The following is a 17,115-nucleotide window of genomic DNA, read 5'->3' as shown; positions in this document are numbered from 1 at the left end:
CGAGAAGCGGCGTACGCCTGATCGTCGTCGGCGCCGCTTCCCGCCCCTTCGTTCCGGGCCTCCCAAGGATCTCAGCCCGCTCCCCCTCGCTCATCCCAGCGAGCGTCTCAGCCACCCGTCGGACGGCATCCCCGCTGGTCACGGCTACTTCTTGACGGAGAGCGGGAGCAGCTTCTTGCCCGTCGGACCGATTTGAATGTCCAGGCCGAGCTGAGGGCACACCCCGCAGTCGAAGCACGGGGTCCAGCGGCAGTCCTCGACCTCGGTCTCGTCGAGCGAGTCCTGCCAGTCCTCCCAGAGCCAGTCCTTGTCCAGGCCGGAGTCCAGGTGGTCCCAGGGCAGGACCTCCTCGTACGTCCGCTCGCGGGTGGTGTACCAGTCGACGTCCACGCCGAACTCGGGGAGCGTCTTCTCGGCGCACGCCATCCAGCGGTCGTACGAGAAGTGCTCGCGCCAGCCGTCGAAGCGGCCGCCGGACTCGTAGACGGCGCGGATGACCGAGCCGACACGGCGGTCGCCGCGCGAGAGCAGGCCCTCGACGATGCCGGGCTTGCCGTCGTGGTAGCGGAAGCCGATCGAGCGGCCGTACTTCTTGTCGCCGCGGATCTTGTCGCGCAGCTTCTCCAGCCGGGCGTCGGTCTCCTCGGCGCTCAGCTGCGGGGCCCACTGGAACGGGGTATGCGGCTTGGGTACGAAGCCGCCGATGGAGACGGTGCAGCGGATGTCGTTCTGACCGGAGACCTCGCGGCCCTTGGCGATCACATTGACCGCCATGTCGCCGATCTGGAGGACGTCCTCGTCGGTCTCGGTGGGCAGGCCGCACATGAAGTACAGCTTCACCTGGCGCCAGCCGTTGCCGTACGCGGTGGCAACCGTCCGGATGAGGTCCTCCTCCGAGACCATCTTGTTGATGACCTTGCGCATGCGCTCGGAGCCACCCTCGGGGGCGAACGTGAGACCCGAACGGCGGCCGTTGCGGGTCAGCTCGTTGGCCAGGTCGACGTTGAACGCGTCGACGCGGGTGGAGGGCAGCGAGAGGCCGATCTTGTCCTCGGTGTACCGGTCCGCGAGCCCCTTGGCGATGTCGCCGATCTCACTGTGGTCCGCGGAGGAGAGCGAAAGGAGGCCGACCTCTTCGAAGCCGGTCGCCTTGAGACCCTTCTCGACCATGTCGCCGATGCCGGTGATGCTTCGCTCCCGCACGGGGCGCGTGATCATGCCGGCCTGGCAGAAACGGCAGCCGCGGGTGCAGCCGCGGAAGATCTCGACGGACATCCGCTCATGGACGGTCTCGGCGAGGGGGACGAGCGGCTGCTTCGGGTACGGCCACTCGTCGAGGTCCATGACGGTGTGCTTGGACACGCGCCACGGCACGCCCGACTTGTTCGGCACGACGCGGCCGATACGGCCGTCCGGGAGGTACTCGACGTCGTAGAACCGCGGGACGTAGACGCCACCGGTCCGCGCGAGGCGGAACAGCACCTCCTCGCGCCCGCCGGGCCGGCCTTCCGCCTTCCAGGCGCGGATGATCTCGGTGATCTCCAGGACCGCCTGCTCGCCGTCGCCGATGACCGCGCAGTCGATGAACTCCGCGATCGGCTCGGGGTTGAACGCCGCGTGGCCGCCGGCGAGGACGATCGGGTCGTCGAGACCGCGGTCCCTGGCGTCCAGCGGGATGCCGGCGAGGTCGAGGGCGGTGAGCATGTTGGTGTAGCCGAGCTCCGTGGAGAAGCTCAGCCCGAAGACGTCGAACGCCTTCACCGGGCGGTGGCTGTCCACGGTGAACTGCGGCACCTTGTGCTCGCGCATCAGCTCTTCGAGGTCCGGCCACACGCTGTACGTGCGCTCGGCCATGACGCCCTGGCGCTCGTTGAGCACCTCGTACAGGATCATGACGCCCTGGTTGGGCAGCCCGACCTCGTACGCGTCCGGGTACATGAGCGCCCAGCGGACGTCGCATTCGTCCCACGGCTTGACGGTGGAGTTGAGCTCACCGCCGACGTACTGGATGGGCTTCTGCACATGCGGGAGCAGAGCTTCGAGCTGTGGGAAGACCGAATCGACAGACATCGCGAACTTTCGGGAGCCGGCAGTGGTGACCATCCAGCGTACCCCGGCGCTCAGCTTGTCAGCTCCGACCGCAATTCCGGCCGGGAGGCCCGCTCCCACACCCCGGGCAGTTCCCGTTCGCGGGCGGCCGCGTCCGCCTCCTCCCGCCCGTACAGCAGACCCCAGGTGAAGGTGGACTCCCCCTCGGCGTGCGCCTGGGCGGCCACGGTGCGCAGGGCTTCGCGGGCGACGACGCTGTCCTGATGGTCGCCGAGCACGGTCTGTACGGCCTTCATCCGCTTGGCGAACTTCTCGGCGGGCCTGCCCAGCGCGAGGGTGGCCGCCTCCCCCGCGTACCTGGCCCGCTTGGCGGCCTTGCGGGCCTCGTGCATCGCCACGTCCCGGCTCTGGCCCGCGGGGACGTCCAGGGCGTGGCCGATCCGGGTGGCCAGCCGCGCGTAGTCCTTCAGGACGGCGCGCGGCAGGGCGTCCCGCGGGCCGCGGTCCGCGCCCGGCAGCAGCGGCGGGTCGGCGAGGAACGCGTGGAGTGTGTCGAGGAGCGCCAGATACCGCTTCCCGTCGAGTACGCCGACGGTCCGGCGCCGGGAACCTGAGCGGCGGGCGGTGGACCAGATGCGCAGGCGGCTGCGGACGGGGCCGAGGACGAGGGTGCGGGGCAGGTCCGCCATCCGGGTGCGGAGCCGTTCGTCGAGGACTTCCTGGTCCCGGTCGACGCCGAGCTCCGCGGCCAGCCACTTCAGCTCGTCACCGATCGGATCGGTGACCGTCCGGTCCAGGATCTTCCGGTACGTCCTGAAGGCGCTGCGCAGCCGGCGTGTGGCGACCCGCATCTGGTGCACGGAGTCGGGCAGATCGCGGCGTACGGCGGGGTCGAGGGCGACGATCGCCGTGATCTGGTCGTGTGCGTACGCCAGGACGTGGTCGCCCGCCGTCAGGGGCCGCGGCTTGCCGTCCCCGTTCGGGCGCTGCTTCCGTTTCGGGGCTGTCTCGTCGAGGGCCCTGGCAAGTTTGGACGGCGCCGCGGAGGGACGTACGCCGCCCTTGCGCAGCCGGCGTTCGACGGCGTCGAGGAAGGCGGGGTCCTGGTCGTCGGCGAGTTCGACCTCGATCTCGGTCCAGGCGGCGGTGCCGCTGCCGCCTGTGAGCCGCTCGGCCCGGACCTCGTCGACACTGAGTTCGGCGAGCAGCGTGCCGTCGGCGTCGAGCAGGTGGTGGACGTCCCGGGTGGAGAGCAGCCGGACGACGGGGACGAGCTCCGTCTCGCGGACCCGGGAGCGCAGCAGCCCTGCGAGGCTGTTCGGAAGGGTGTCGGAGAGCGGGGCCCGGATCTCGTCGCGGATCCCGGAGGCGACCGGGAATTTGAGGTGCCAGCCGGCGTCGGCGCCACCGGTGCGGCGGCGAAGGGTGAGCGCGTCGGCCGCGAGCCGGTGGTCCTCGGTGTCGTAGTAGACGGCGTCCAGCTCCGTGACGCCGCGGTGGTCCACGGCCGCGACGCCGGCCACCCGGGTCAGATCGGGAAGCCGGGTATCGACGGTGGCTTCGTACTTTCGCTCGATTTCACGCTTCGAATCCGCCATCGGACCTACTTTCGAGTGAACCGTCGGCTTCACCCGCAGCGACGCTGAGGCGTGTTCTCAGTTGTACACCTGTCCGCGGGCAGCGGTCAGCGCTTGGCCGCCAGGAGGTTCATCTGAACCGAGTGAGAAGCCGCCCCGTTCGCGGGGCGGAGGAGTCACGAACTGAATCCAGACGCTCGCATCGCGATCGAGTCCGTTCCCACGCGGCGAGGACACGCCTACGCCGACATCGGCCGCTGCACCCGGATCGACTGGAGCAGTCCGATGGCCACCCAGACGGCGAACATCGATGACCCTCCGTACGACACGAACGGCAGCGGGAGTCCGGCGACCGGCATGATGCCGAGCGTCATCCCGATGTTCTCGAACGCCTGGAAGGCGAACCAGGCGATGATTCCGGCGGCGACGATCGTGCCGTAGAGCTCGGTGGTCTCGCGGGCGATCCGGCAGGCGCGCCACAGGACGACGCCGAGGAGGACGAGGATCAGTCCGGCACCGAGGAAGCCGAGTTCCTCGCCGGCGACGGTGAAGACGAAGTCGGTCTGCTGCTCGGGAACGAACTGGCCGGTGGTCTGGGTGCCGTGGAAGAGGCCGGTGCCGGTGAGTCCGCCGGAGCCGATGGCGATGCGGGCCTGGTTGGTGTTGTAGCCGACGCCCGCCGGGTCGAGCGCCGGGTTGGCGAAGGCGGCGAAGCGGGCGATCTGGTAGTCGTCGAGCAGGCCGAGCTGCCAGACGGCGACGGCTCCGGCCACGCCGGCGCCGAGGAGTCCGAAGACCCAGCGGTTCGACGCGCCGGAGGCCAGGAGCACGCCGAGCACGATGACGGCCATGACCATCACGGAGCCGAGGTCCGGCATCCCCATGACGATCACCATCGGGACAAGCGCCAGACCGATTGCCTTGGCGACGGTCCGGTGGTCGGGGTACTGCTGGTCGCCGGCGTCGACGCGGGCGGCGAGGACCATCGCCATCACCAGAATGATGGTGATCTTGGTGAATTCGGACGGCTGCAGGGAGAAGCCGCCTCCGATGATGATCCAGGCGTGGGCACCGTTGACGGTGGCGCCGAGCGGGGTGAGGACCGCGAGGATCAGGAGAACCGAGAGGCCGTAAAGGACCGGGACGGCGCCGCGCAGGGTGCGGTGGCCGAGCCAGATCGTGCCGACCATCAGGGCGAAGCCGATGCCGGTGTTGAGGGCGTGCCGCAGCAGGAAGTAGTACGGGTCGCCGTGGTTGAGGGAGTCCCGGCCGCGGGTCGCCGAGTAGACCAGGGCCGCGCCGATGAAGGAGAGCGCGACCGCGGAGCCGAGCATCGGCCAGTCGAGTCGGCGCACGACGGAGTCGCGGGCGGTGAGTCTGCCCCAGATGCCGCGGTCGGGGGCGTACCGGGAGACGGAGAAGCCGGCCATCAGTCGCGCCTCCCGAGCGCCGCGGCGAGCGTCTGCTCCTCCGGGGTCTTCTGCGAGTTCGGGTCGTAGGGCTTGATCGTCGGGGCGTCGATCGAGCCGTCGCGCTCGATCTTGGGCAGGGACTTCTGCGGGGCGGCCAGCAGCGCCTTCTTGAGGTCCTGCTTGCCGGAGTCGTCGAGTCCGTAGATCGCGTCGTAGATGTTGCGGACGGCGGGCCCGGAGGCGCCGGAGCCCGTACCACCCTGGGAGATCGTCATGACGATCGAGTAGTCCTTGGTGTACGTGGCGAACCAGGAGGTCGTCTGCTTGCCGTAGACCTCGGCCGTGCCCGTCTTGGCGTGCATCGGGATCTTGTCCTGCGGCCAGCCGCCGAATCGCCAGGCGGCGGTACCGCGGGTCGCGACGCCCGCCAGCGCCCCCTCCATCTGCTTCAGGGTCTTGGCGCTGGCCGGCAGCTTGCCGTGCGAATGGGGCTCGATCATGCGGACGTTCTTGCCGTCGGGGCTGATGATCGCCTTGCCGACGGTCGGGTCGTAGAGCGTGCCGCCGTTGCTGATTGCGGCGTAGACGGTCGCCATCTGGATCGGGGTGACGAGGGTGTCGCCCTGGCCGATGGAGTAGTTGATCGCGTCATAGGCGTGCAGCTTCATGCCCTCGAGGCAGTTCTCGTGGGCGAGCACGGTGTTGAAGTCCTTCTTCTTGGGCCATTGCTTGCCCTGTTCGCACCAGGCGTCCTTGTTGGCCTTCCAGAAGTCCTTCTTCCACTGGCGGTCGGGGATCCGGCCGGTGACCTCGTTGGGAAGGTCGATGCCGGTCTCCTTGCCCAGGCCGAACTGGTGGGCGGTCTTGAAGAACCAGTCCTTGGGGTTCTTCTTGGGCTTGAGTCCACCGTCCTTCTGCCACTGCTGGTGGCCGAGGGCGTAGAAGACGGTGTCGCAGGAGACCTCGAGCGCCTGACCCAGGGTGATCGGGCCGTGGCTCTGCGATTCGAAGTTCTTGTAGACCTGGCCGTCGGCGCTGTACGAGCTGCCGCAGTTGTAGCGGCCGTCGAACGAGTAGCCCGCGTTGACGGATGCCGCGGTCGAGACGACCTTGAAGATCGAGCCCGGTGCGGCCTGGCCCTGGATGGCCCGGTTGAGCAGCGGATAGTTGGACTTCTTGCTGGTCATCCGGGCGTAGTCCTTGCCCGAGATGCCGCCGACCCAGGCGTTGGGGTCGTAGTCGGGGTTGGACGCCATCGCGACGACCCGGCCGGTCTTGGCCTCCATGACGACGACGGCGCCCGAGTCGGCCTTGTAGTTCTGGTTGGTGTTCTTGTCGAAGGTTTTACGGGCCGTCTTCATGGCCTCGTTGAGCTCGTACTCCGCGACGGCCTGGACCCGGGCGTCGATGGAGGTGACGACGCTCGATCCGGGCTCCGCCTCGTCGTTCTTCGCCTGGCCGATGACCCGGCCGAGGTTGTCGACCTCGTAGCGGGTGACGCCGGCCTTGCCGCGCAACTCCTTGTCGTACGTGCGCTCCAGGCCGGAACGGCCGACCTGGTCGGAGCGGAGGTACGGCGAGTTGGTGTTCTGGGCCTTGGTGATCTCTTCGTCGGTGACGGGCGAGAGGTAGCCGAGGACCTGGGCGGTGTTGGCCTTGCCGGGCGAGGCGTAGCGGCGTACGGCGGTGGGTTCGGCGGTGATGCCGGGGAAGTCCTCGGCGCGTTCGCGGATCTGCAGGGCCTGCTGGGTGGTGGCCTCGTCGGTGACCGGGATCGGCTGGTACGGCGAGCCGTTCCAGCAGGGCTGCGGGGTCTTCGCGTCGCAGAGGCGGACCTTGTCGAGGACGTCCTTCGGCTTCATGCCGAGCACATCGGCGAGCCGGATCAGAACGCCCTTGCCGTCGTCGTCCATCTTCAGCAGCTCGGTGCGGCTGGCGGAGACGACGAGGCGGGTCTCGTTGTCGGCGAGGGGCACGCCGCGGGCGTCGAGGATGGAGCCGCGGACGGCGGGCTGGACGACCTGCTGGACGTGGTTGCTCCTCGCCTCGTCGGTGTATTCCCGGCCGTTGCGGATCTGGAGGTACCAGAGGCGGCCGCCGAGTGTCAGCAGCAGGGAGAAGACGAGGACTTGGATGACGATGAGCCTGATCTGGACCCGCTGGGTCCGGCCCGTCTCCGGAATGTTGCTCACGGGGCGCCCCCGGTGGTCGGGCCGGGTGTCCGGGGGGTGCCCCCCGGGAGATACAGCCTCACAGTCGCTTGGCTCCCTTGATCCGTCCGGCCCGTGCCGACCGGTTGCGGGCGACCCTCACCCGCAGTCCGCCGCGCTGGCTGCCGATCCTGAGTCCGGTGCCGGAGGAGAGCCAGCCCGAGGCCACGTCTCCGCCGGAGGGCTCGGAGATCGAGTCGTTCTCGGTGCGTCTGGCGAGCGCCATGATCAGTGGAACGGTGAACGGCGCGAGAAGCAGATCGTAGACAGCGGCGGTGAACACCAGGCCGCCGAGGCCGACATGACGGGCGGCGGTGTCCCCGACGAGGGCGCCGACGAGGGCGTACAGCAGCGTGGACCCGATCGCGGCGGCCACGACCACGGTCATCGGGGCCAACGCGGACTTGAGCCGGCCGTTCTCCGGCCGGGCGAGTCCGGCGGCGTAGCCGATGATGCACAGGACCATGGCGTAACGCCCGGCGGCGTGGTCGGCGGGCGGCGCCAGGTCGGTGAGGAGCCCCGCGCCGAAGCCGATCAGGGCGCCGGCCACATGCCCGTACACCAGGGAGAGGCCGACGACGACGAGGAGCAGCAGATCGGGGACGGCACCGGGGAGTTGGAGGCGTGCGAGTACGGAGACCTGGACGACCAGGGCGATCACGACCAGAACGGTGGAGAGCAGAGTCCGGTTGAAGCGCATGGGGATCAGCTCTACCTCTGCTCGTTGACCGCGTTGCCGGTGGGGCTGGGACTCCCACTGGGACTGCCGCTCGGGGTCTCGTTGACGTTCCCCACGACCTTTCCGTTGGTGTCGACGATGTCACCGTTGGGCGAGATGGTGACGGTGACCGTCGGGGTCGGGGTGGGTTTCGGTTTGGCGGGCTGTTTCGGCAGGACCATGTCGCGCGGGTCCTCGCGCGGTGCCTGGACGACGACGCCGACGATGTCGAGCCGGGTGAAGCCGACGTACGGGCGGACATAGACGGTACGGGTGAGGTCGCCGCCGGACGGGTCGACGCGGACCACCTCGCCGACCGGGACTCCGGGCACGAACGGCTTGTCCTTGCTGGAGCCGAAGGTGACCAGCCGGTCGCCCTTCTTCACCTGGGCCTTGCCGTTGAGGAATTGAACGGAGAGCGGGCGGTCGCCCTGGCCGGTGGCGAAGCCGAGTTCGTCGGTCTTCTCCATCCGGGTGCCGACGGTGAAGTCGGGGTCGTTGGCGAGGAGCACCGTCGCGGTGTCCGGGCCGACGGTGGTGACACGGCCGACGAGTCCGTCGCCATTGATGACGGTCATGTCGCGCTTGAGGCCGTCGTTGGAGCCCGCGTCGATGGTGACGGTCCAGGAGAAGCCCTGGGCCGCTCCTATGGCGATGACCTCGGCAGCCTTGATGCCGTACTGCCCGGCGGCGGACGTCTTCAGCATCTTGTCGAGTTCGCGCACCCGGTTGCGGTTGCGGTCGTCGCTGCCGAGCTTCGTCTTCAGCGCGGTGTTCTGCTGTTCCAGGGCGGCGATCCGGTTGTGCCGTTCACCGGAGTCGCGGATCGCCCCTATGGCGTTGCCCACCGGATCGACGGCTGCCGCAACGCCGTTCTCGACCGGCCCGAAGGCCGTTGCGGCGGCCCGCCGGGCGCCGTCCACCGGTGACTCCTCGCCGCCGCGGATGTCCACCGTAATCAGTGCGAATGCGATGGCGATCAGCAGCACCAGGAGCAGCCGGCTCTCTCGTGTGTCCCTCACGTGCGGCGGCCGTGCCTTCCTCGTCGGAATATTCGTGCCTGTATATCAACGATCCGCCGTATGGGGCGGCAGCGCCCGTACGGCGGACCGCTGTGTTGTCGTTCCCGGTGCTACCTGCGGGGCTGGGCGTCCAGCACCTGCTGCAGCGCCTCGAACTCCTCGACGCATTTACCGGATCCGAGTGCCACCGAGTCCAGCGGGTCCTCGGCGATGTGGATCGGCATGCCGGTCTCACGGCGCAGCCGCTCGTCCAGTCCGCGCAGCAGCGCGCCGCCGCCGGTGAGGACGATGCCGCGGTCCATGACGTCGCCGGAGAGCTCCGGCGGGCACTTGTCGAGCGTGGTCTTCACCGCGTCGACGATCGCGTTGACCGGTTCCTCGATGGCCTTGCGGACCTCCGCGGCGGAGACGACGACCGTCTTGGGCAGTCCGGAGACCAGGTCGCGGCCGCGGATCTCGGTGTGCTCGTCCTTGTCCAGGTCGTACGCCGAGCCGATCGTGATCTTGATCTGTTCGGCGGTGCGCTCACCGAGGAGGAGCGAGTACTCCTTCTTGATGTGCTGGATGATCGCGTTGTCCAGCTCGTCACCGGCGACCCGGATCGACTGGGCAGTGACGATTCCTCCGAGCGAGATCACGGCGACCTCGGTGGTGCCGCCACCGATGTCGACCACCATGTTGCCGGTGGCCTCGTGGACCGGCAGCCCGGAACCGATGGCCGCGGCCATGGGCTCCTCGATGATGTGCACCTGCCGCGCCCCGGCCTGCGTCGACGCCTCGATGACGGCGCGTCGCTCGACCCCGGTGATGCCTGAGGGCACGCAGACGACGACCCGCGGGCGGGCCAGGTAGCGGCGCTTGTGGATCTTCAGGATGAAGTAGCGGAGCATCCGCTCCGTGATCTCGAAGTCGGCGATCACACCGTCCTTCAGGGGCCGTACGGCAACGATGTTGCCCGGTGTACGCCCGATCATCTTCTTGGCCTCGGAACCGACCGCCAGAATGCCGCCGGTGTTGGTGTTGATGGCCACGACGGACGGCTCGTTCAGAACGATGCCGCGCCCCCTGACGTACACCAGCGTGTTGGCAGTCCCTAGGTCGATAGCCATGTCACGGCCGATGAACGACATTGAGTTCCCCTTGTTCCCCATGAGGATGCGTCGGGCCTTCCCAAGAAGCGGTTATGGCTTGTTTTGGTAGGCGAGGTGAGCGCTGCAGGCGTGGAAGATTCCATCGTAGTGCCGTGTTCACGGACACCGCGCGAGGGTCCTTCGCCATTGTGGGCGGAACGGGTGGCCGTTCCACTCATGGTGACGTTACGTCGGAGGGATGCGTTCCCGCGATCGGGGACCCTATGCCGAAGGGCGACCGAATTACTTCGGTCGCCCCGGGGCATGAGCGCTGTTTGGCTGATTCGAGGTCAGGAAAGCCCCGGAAAGAACAGCTTCAGTTCTCGCTCTGCGGACTCCTCGGAGTCCGAGGCGTGGATGAGGTTCTCGCGGGTGATCGTGCCGAAGTCGCCACGGATGGAGCCGGGCGCGGCGGCGATCGGGTCGGTCGGGCCGGCCAGGGCACGGACGCCCTCGATGACCCGCTCGCCCTCGACGACCAGGACGACGACGGGGCCGGACTGCATGAACTCGACGAGCGGCTCGTAGAACGGGCGGCCGACGTGCTCCGCGTAGTGCTGCTCCAGGGTCGCACGGTCGAGCGTGCGCAGCTCCAGCGCGGTGACCTGCCAGCCGGCCTTGCGCTCGATCCGGCCGACGATCTCGCCGATCAGCCCACGCCTGACAGCGTCGGGCTTGAGAATGACGAGGGTGCGCTGAGTCATGTGCGGCTCCTTGAGGGCATGCGGGTGCGGTGAGGCGAGGTTACAGGGGCACGGAGACGGGCCGGCGGCCGGGTTTGCCCGACGTGCCCGGCTTCAGGTTTCAGAGCCTGTCGGGTGACCTTCGATCGGAGAGCGGACGCGGCGTGGTGCGTGCGATTCCAAGGCGCCGGAAGGTCCTCGGATGGGGTCTCCCCTGCTCGAACGAAGCTGAGAGCTCGGGGCATTTCGGCAACGCCGGAAGCGTGCGTGCCACGCCGCGTCCGCCCGATCAGAGGTCACCCGACAGACTCTCAGCCGCCGGCCGAGGCTTCGGTCGCCGCCTGCGCCGCCCAGCGTGCCTTCGCCTCGTCGACCTTGCGACCGTAGTGCACCGAGGCCCACCACAGTCCGCCGAAGACCAGCCCCAGGATGAACATCATCGGGACGACGAACCCGCTGGCGACCAGTGCCACCTGGAGCGCCCAGCCGAGGGCTGTGCCGCCGGGGCGGGTGATCATCCCGCAGAGCAGGACGGAGAGCAGCATGCCGATGCCGCAGACCGTCCAGACAGTGGTGTTCGACAGGTCGTCGGACTTCATGGCGACGAGTCCGGCGAAACCGATCACGAAGAATTCGCCGATCAGTGTCGACGCGCAGAGCGTACGCACAGGGTCAATGCCTTCCCAGAAGCAGCCGGGCCTCGCCGACCGTGATCACGGAGCCGGTCACCAGGACGCCGGCGCCCGCGTACTCGTCCTCCTCCTCGGCGAGGGTGATCGCCGCCTCCAGCGCGTCGTCGAGGCGCGGCTCGACCTGGACGCGGTCGCCGCCGAAGACCTCGACCGCGACAGCGGCCAGTTCGTCGGCGTCCATCGCGCGGCCCGTGGAGTTCTGGGTGACGACGACCTCGGCGAAGATCGGCTCGAAGGCTTCGAGGAGCCCCCGGACGTCCTTGTCGCCGCTCGCACCGACCACGCCGATCAGCCGGGAGAAGCCGAACGCCTCGGACAGCCCGTCGGCGGTGGCGCGGGCGCCCGCCGGATTGTGGGCCGCGTCCAGCACGACGGTCGGGCTGCTCCGGACGACTTCGAGGCGGCCCGGCGAGCGGACCGAGGCGAAGGCCCGGCGGATCGTGTCGATGTCGAGCGAGCCGGGCTGCTCGGCGCCGATGCCGAAGAACGCCTCGACCGCGGCGAGTGCCACCGCCGCGTTGTGCGCCTGGTGAGCGCCGTACAGCGGGAGGAAGACCTCCTCGTACTCGCCCCCGAGTCCGCGCAGCGTCAGAAGCTGGCCGCCGACCGCGATCTCGCGGGAGACGACGCCGAACTCCATGCCCTCGCGAGCGACCGTGGCGTCGACCTCGACGGCCTTCTTCAGCATGACCTGCGCGGCGTCGACCGGCTGCTGGGCCAGGATGACGGTGGCGTCCTGCTTGATGATCCCGGACTTCTCACCGGCGATCTCGGCGGGTGTGGCGCCGAGCCGGTCGGTGTGGTCCAGCGAGATGGGGGTGACGACGGCGACCGAGGAGTCGATCACGTTCGTCGCGTCCCAGCTGCCGCCCATGCCGACCTCGACGACCGCGACGTCGACCGGCGCGTCGGCGAAGGCCGCGTACGCCATGCCGGTCAGCACCTCGAAGAAGGAGAGCCGGTAGGGCTGCTGGGCGTCGACCATCTCGACGTACGGCTTGATGTCGTTGTACGTCTCGATGAACCGCTCCGGGTCCATCGGCGAACCGTCCAGGCTGATCCGCTCGGTGATCGACTGGACGTGCGGCGAGGTGTAGCGGCCGGTGCGCAGCTCGAAGGCGCCGAGCAGGGCTTCGATCATGCGGGCGGTGCTGGTCTTGCCATTGGTGCCGGTGATGTGGATCGACGGGTACGCGTGCTGCGGCTCGCCGAGCACGTCCATCAGTGCGGCGATCCGCGACACGGACGGTTCGAGCTTCGTCTCGCCCCAGCGGCCGGCGAGTTCCTGCTCCACCGCGCGCAGCGCCTTGTCCACCTCCGGGTCGGCGGGTCGGGCGGGGACCTCGTCACCCGGGACCGGTCCCGAGACCGTGCGCAGGGTGCGGCTGCCGGCCTCGATCACCGCCAGGTCGGGGTCGCGTTGGGTCGCTTCGTCGACGATCTCCGCGAAGGTGTCGTCGGACTCGGACGCGTCGTGCCGGTCTGAAGGGCGGGGCTCACTCACGGGTCCCAGTCTACGGATCGGGACGGACATCCGGCGCGGGGCCCGGCAACGTTCACGAATCGCCCGCCCGGGCCGCTGACGGCACGACGCGCCCAGGGGCACATGGTGGTCCCGGCCCTCCGAGCCCGACTGCGGCGCCCGAGCGCTGCGCGCCCCGGAGTCCGGGCGGACGGCTGGCCGGCACCGGACACGCCGTACGAGCCGCTGCCGCGGACCGGGCGCGGCGCGGGCGCCGGAACGGGTACGGGGAAGCCCCCGTGTCCCTGGTCGGTCAGGGGCACGGGGGCTTCGCGCTCAGATCATCAGCTCTGCGGAAGGTTCGCCAGCTGAGCGGTGATCCGCGCGATGTCCGCGTCGGCCTTGGCGAGCCGGGTACGGATCTTGTCCACCACGTTGTCCGGCGCCTTGGCCAGGAACGCCTCGTTGCCAAGCTTGGCGCCCGCCTGGGCCTTCTCCTTCTCGGCGGCGCCCAGGTCCTTCGTCAGGCGCTTGCGCTCGGCCTCCACGTCGATGGTGCCGGACAGGTCGAGGGCGACGGTGGCGCCCGCGACCGGCAGCGACGCGGTGGCGTGGAAGCCGTCACCGGCGGGCTGCAGGCGCAGCAGCTGGCGGATGGCCGCCTCGTGCGGGGCGAGCGCCGTGCCGGTCAGGGTGAGCTCGGCCGGGACCTTCTGGCCGGGCTGGAGGCCCTGGTCGGAGCGGAACCGGCGGACCTCGGTGACGACCTGCTGGACGAGCTCGATCTCCTGCTCGGCGGCCGCGTCGCGGAAGCCGGAGTCCTTCGGCCAGTCGGCGATGACGACGGACTCGCGGCCGGTCAGCGTGGTCCAGAGCGTCTCGGTGACGAACGGGACGACCGGGTGCAGGAGCCGCAGCATCACGTCGAGGACCTCGCCGAGGACCCGGCCGGAGACCTTCGCCTGCTCGCCGCCCGCGAAGAACGTGGTCTTCGACAGCTCGACGTACCAGTCGAAGACCTCGTCCCACGCGAAGTGGAAGAGTGCCTCGCTGAGCTTGGAGAACTGGAAGTCGTCGTAGAACGCGTCGACTTCGGCGACGGTCTTGTTGAGCTTCGACAGGATCCAGCGGTCCGTCGCGGACATCTGCGACGGGTCGGGCAGCTCGCCCTCGATCGTGGCGCCGTTCATCAGCGCGAAGCGCGTGGCGTTCCAGATCTTGTTGGCGAAGTTGCGGGAGCCCTGGACCCAGTCCTCGCCGATCGGGACGTCGACGCCCGGGTTGGCACCGCGCGCCAGGGTGAACCGCAGCGCGTCCGAGCCGTACTTGTCCATCCAGTCGAGCGGGTTGACGACGTTGCCGAACGACTTCGACATCTTCTTGCCGAACTCGTCACGGACCATGCCGTGCAGAACGATGGTCTCGAAGGGCGGGACACCGTCGTTGACGTACAGGCCGAACATCATCATCCGGGCGACCCAGAAGAAGAGGATGTCGTAGCCGGTGACGAGGACGGAGTTCGGGTAGAACTTCGCGAGGCTGTCGGTCTGCTCCGGCCAGCCGAGCGTGGAGAACGGCCAGAGGCCGGAGGAGAACCAGGTGTCCAGGACGTCGCTGTCCTGCGTCCAGCCATCGCCCGTGGGGGCCTCGTCGTCCGGTCCGACGCAGACGACCTCGCCGTTCGGGCCGTACCAGACGGGGATGCGGTGACCCCACCAGAGCTGGCGCGAGATCGTCCAGTCGTGGAGGTTGTCGACCCAGTCGAAGTACCGCTTCTCCATCTCCTGCGGGTGGATCTTGACCTTGCCGTCGCGGACGGCGTCACCGGCCGCCTTGGCGAGCGGAGCGACCTTGACCCACCACTGGAGGGACAACCGGGGCTCGATGGTGGTCTTGCAGCGCGAGCAGTGGCCGACGGAGTGGAGGTACGGACGCTTCTCCGCGACGATCCGGCCCTCGGCGCGCAGCGCGCCGACGATGGCGGAGCGGGCCTCCAGGCGGTCGAGTCCCTCGAAGGGCCCGGGGACGGTGATGACCGCGCGCTCGTCCATGACCGTGAGGAACGGCAGGTCGTGGCGCTTACCGATCTCGAAGTCGTTCGGGTCGTGGGCGGGCGTCACCTTGACGGCGCCCGTGCCGAACTCCGGGTCGACGTGGTGGTCGGCGACGACGGGGATCGTACGGTCGGTGAGCGGCAGCTTGATGTGCGTGCCGACGAGGTGCTTGTAGCGCTCGTCGTCGGGGTGGACGGCGACGGCGGTGTCACCGAGCATCGTCTCGGCGCGGGTGGTGGCGACGACGATGGTCGCGTCACCGTCGCCGTACGTCATGGAGACGAGCTCGCCGTCGTCGTCCTGGTACTCGACCTCGATGTCGGAGATCGCGGTCAGACATCGGGGGCACCAGTTGATGATGCGTTCGGCGCGGTAGATCAGCCCGTCGTCGTACATCTTCTTGAAGACGGTCTGGACGGCGGTGGAGAGACCCTCGTCCATGGTGAAGCGCTCACGGGACCAGGCGACGCCCTCGCCGAGGCGGCGCATCTGTCCGGAGATCTGGCCGCCGGACTCGTTCTTCCACTGCCAGACGCGCTCGACGAAGGCCTCACGGCCCAGGTCGTGGCGGGACTTGCCCTCCTTGCCGAGCTCACGCTCGACGACGTTCTGGGTCGCGATGCCGGCGTGGTCCATGCCGGGCTGGTACAGCGCCTCGAAGCCCTGCATGCGCTTGCGCCGGACCAGGGCGTCGATCAGCGTGTGCTCGAAGGCGTGCCCCAGGTGCAGGCTGCCCGTGACGTTCGGCGGCGGGATGACGATGGAGTACGGCGGCTTCTCGCTGTGCTCGTCGGCTTCGAAGTAACCACGTTCTACCCAGCGCTCATACAGCTTCCCCTCTACCTCGGCCGGTGCGTACTGGGTCGGCAGTTCGGGGTTGCTGGCTGGCGTCTGCTGAGTGTTCTCGGTCACGAGGGACAGTTTAGGGCCGTCACCGTCGTGTATTGAAACCGGTTTGTCGAGTAACGGTGTGACTCCCGTTGCTCCACACGGGTGGACCTTCCGTCAGGATGTTCGGAACGCATAAGCATGACGAACAGGGGACACCACAGATGAGCTACAACCAGCCGGGCCCGTACGGCGGCCAGCCCCCGCAGGGCCAGCCCGGCCCGTACGGCCAGCAGCCCGGCCCGTACGGCCAGCAGCCCGGTCCGTACGGCCAGCAGCCCGGACCGTACGGCCAGCAGCCGGGCCCGTACGGCGGCCAGCCTCCGCAGGGCGGCCAGCCTGGTTACGGGTACCCGCAGCAGGCCCCCCAAGGTGTTCCGCAGCAACCCCAGCCGGGCTACGGCTACCCGCAGGCCCAGCAGCCGGGCCCGTACGGCCAGCAGCCCCAGGCCCCGTACGGCCAGGCCCCGTACGGCGGCCAGATGCCGATGCCCCCGGCCCAGCCGAAGAAGAAGACCGGCCTGATCATCGGCGGCGTCGTCGTGGCGCTGGCGGTCATCGCGGGCGGGGCGTACTTCCTGACGTCGGGCGGGGGCGGCAACACGCTCAGCGACGACGGCCCGCACAAGCTGACCACGCCGACGAAGGTGTTGGGCGAGTACAACCGCTTCGGCGGTGACACCTCGGGCTCGAAGCAGGACGACAAGACCACGAAGGAACTGACGGCCAGCGGCATCGAGAACGGCAAGGCCGTCACCGGGATCTACTCGACCGCGGATCTCAGCAATTTCGACCCCAGCGATCCAAGCACCGCGCCCGACATGGCAACGGCGAAGGGCATCACCTATATCGGTGCTTACGGCAAGGTCAAGGACCCCGCCAAGGCGCTGGACACATTCTTCGCCACGCTGAAGAAGAGCGCGTCCGAGAACTCGAAGCAGAACACCGAACTGGTCGGCGAACCGGAGGAGGTGTCTCCCTCCGGCTTCGAGAACGGCATCATGAAGTGCCAGGCCGCCAAGGGCAAGGACGCCAAGTCCGGCAAGTTGAAGACCGACTGGTTCTGCGCCTGGTCGGACTACAGCACCATGGCGATGGTGTCCCCCGGCGACGCCACCAAAAACGTGGACAAGGACACCGCTGCCAAGATCACGACGGATCTCCGCAAGGAAATCCGCGTCAAGGAGTAGGTGCCCGAACTGCGAAGGGGCGCCGGGC

At 68.8% G+C, this 17,115-nt stretch carries 12 protein-coding genes; 1 reads left to right on the top strand and 11 read right to left on the bottom strand.

Features of this window, described 5'->3' with window-relative positions:
• Positions 1-144: 144 nt before the first annotated feature.
• From ACIBB8_RS19880 to ACIBB8_RS19830, 11 genes are all read right to left on the bottom strand, one after another.
• Positions 145-2,070, bottom strand: a complete 1,926-nt coding sequence (locus ACIBB8_RS19880) for a TIGR03960 family B12-binding radical SAM protein (protein WP_398953804.1) — start codon at positions 2,068-2,070, stop codon at positions 145-147.
• A gap of 50 nt (positions 2,071-2,120) precedes the next feature.
• Positions 2,121-3,647, bottom strand: a complete 1,527-nt coding sequence (locus tag ACIBB8_RS19875) for a CHAD domain-containing protein (RefSeq protein ID WP_398953802.1) — start codon at positions 3,645-3,647, stop codon at positions 2,121-2,123.
• Between the two features lie 218 nt (positions 3,648-3,865).
• Entirely contained in the window at positions 3,866-5,056 is a 1,191-nt protein-coding gene (gene rodA, locus ACIBB8_RS19870) for a rod shape-determining protein RodA (protein WP_398953800.1), read from the bottom strand.
• Positions 5,056-7,230: a penicillin-binding protein 2 gene (gene mrdA, locus ACIBB8_RS19865; protein ID WP_398953798.1), complete on the bottom strand. Its 2,175-nt coding sequence runs from the start codon at positions 7,228-7,230 to the stop codon at positions 5,056-5,058. Before mrdA ends, rodA begins: the two co-directional genes overlap by 1 nt.
• A gap of 58 nt (positions 7,231-7,288) precedes the next feature.
• Positions 7,289-7,948 (bottom strand): rod shape-determining protein MreD, encoded by a 660-nt coding sequence (mreD, locus tag ACIBB8_RS19860; RefSeq protein ID WP_398953795.1) that lies wholly within the window; start codon positions 7,946-7,948, stop codon positions 7,289-7,291.
• Between the two features lie 11 nt (positions 7,949-7,959).
• Positions 7,960-8,988: a rod shape-determining protein MreC gene (gene mreC / locus ACIBB8_RS19855; protein WP_398953793.1), complete on the bottom strand. Its 1,029-nt coding sequence runs from the start codon at positions 8,986-8,988 to the stop codon at positions 7,960-7,962.
• 110 nt (positions 8,989-9,098) lie between these two features.
• Positions 9,099-10,118: a rod shape-determining protein gene (locus ACIBB8_RS19850; protein ID WP_266361529.1), complete on the bottom strand. Its 1,020-nt coding sequence runs from the start codon at positions 10,116-10,118 to the stop codon at positions 9,099-9,101.
• A 290-nt stretch (positions 10,119-10,408) separates the two neighbouring features.
• Positions 10,409-10,822: a nucleoside-diphosphate kinase gene (gene ndk / locus ACIBB8_RS19845; RefSeq protein ID WP_398953790.1), complete on the bottom strand. Its 414-nt coding sequence runs from the start codon at positions 10,820-10,822 to the stop codon at positions 10,409-10,411.
• 290 nt (positions 10,823-11,112) lie between these two features.
• The gene (locus tag ACIBB8_RS19840; protein WP_398953788.1) at positions 11,113-11,469 is read right to left on the bottom strand and encodes a DUF4233 domain-containing protein; all 357 of its coding nucleotides are present in this window, start codon (positions 11,467-11,469) and stop codon (positions 11,113-11,115) included.
• 4 nt (positions 11,470-11,473) lie between these two features.
• Positions 11,474-12,997, bottom strand: a complete 1,524-nt coding sequence (locus ACIBB8_RS19835) for a bifunctional folylpolyglutamate synthase/dihydrofolate synthase (protein ID WP_398953787.1) — start codon at positions 12,995-12,997, stop codon at positions 11,474-11,476.
• Positions 12,998-13,299: 302 nt separating this feature from the next.
• Entirely contained in the window at positions 13,300-15,921 is a 2,622-nt protein-coding gene (locus ACIBB8_RS19830; RefSeq protein ID WP_398953785.1) for a valine--tRNA ligase, read from the bottom strand.
• Positions 15,922-16,061: 140 nt separating this feature from the next.
• Between ACIBB8_RS19830 and ACIBB8_RS19825 the strand changes: the two genes are divergently transcribed.
• Positions 16,062-17,087, top strand: coding sequence for a hypothetical protein (locus ACIBB8_RS19825; protein WP_398953783.1), 1,026 nt, complete (start codon positions 16,062-16,064; stop codon positions 17,085-17,087).
• Positions 17,088-17,115 lie beyond the last annotated feature (28 nt).

The sequence above is a fragment of the Streptomyces sp. NPDC051286 genome (genome assembly GCF_044455345.1).
GTDB lineage: Bacteria > Actinomycetota > Actinomycetes > Streptomycetales > Streptomycetaceae > Streptomyces.
Note: the sequence above shows the minus strand (reverse complement) of the source record. Positions and strands in the feature narration are given on the sequence as shown.

Coding starts and splice junctions, on each gene's coding strand:
- mreD (WP_398953795.1), bottom strand. CDS start 7,948: ATGCGCTTCAACCGGACTCTGCTCTCCACCGTTCTGGTCGTGATCGCC.
- ndk (WP_398953790.1), bottom strand. CDS start 10,822: ATGACTCAGCGCACCCTCGTCATTCTCAAGCCCGACGCTGTCAGGCGT.
- ACIBB8_RS19850 (WP_266361529.1), bottom strand. CDS start 10,118: ATGTCGTTCATCGGCCGTGACATGGCTATCGACCTAGGGACTGCCAAC.
- ACIBB8_RS19875 (WP_398953802.1), bottom strand. CDS start 3,647: ATGGCGGATTCGAAGCGTGAAATCGAGCGAAAGTACGAAGCCACCGTC.
- ACIBB8_RS19880 (WP_398953804.1), bottom strand. CDS start 2,070: ATGTCTGTCGATTCGGTCTTCCCACAGCTCGAAGCTCTGCTCCCGCAT.
- rodA (WP_398953800.1), bottom strand. CDS start 5,056: ATGGCCGGCTTCTCCGTCTCCCGGTACGCCCCCGACCGCGGCATCTGG.
- ACIBB8_RS19825 (WP_398953783.1), top strand. CDS start 16,062: ATGAGCTACAACCAGCCGGGCCCGTACGGCGGCCAGCCCCCGCAGGGC.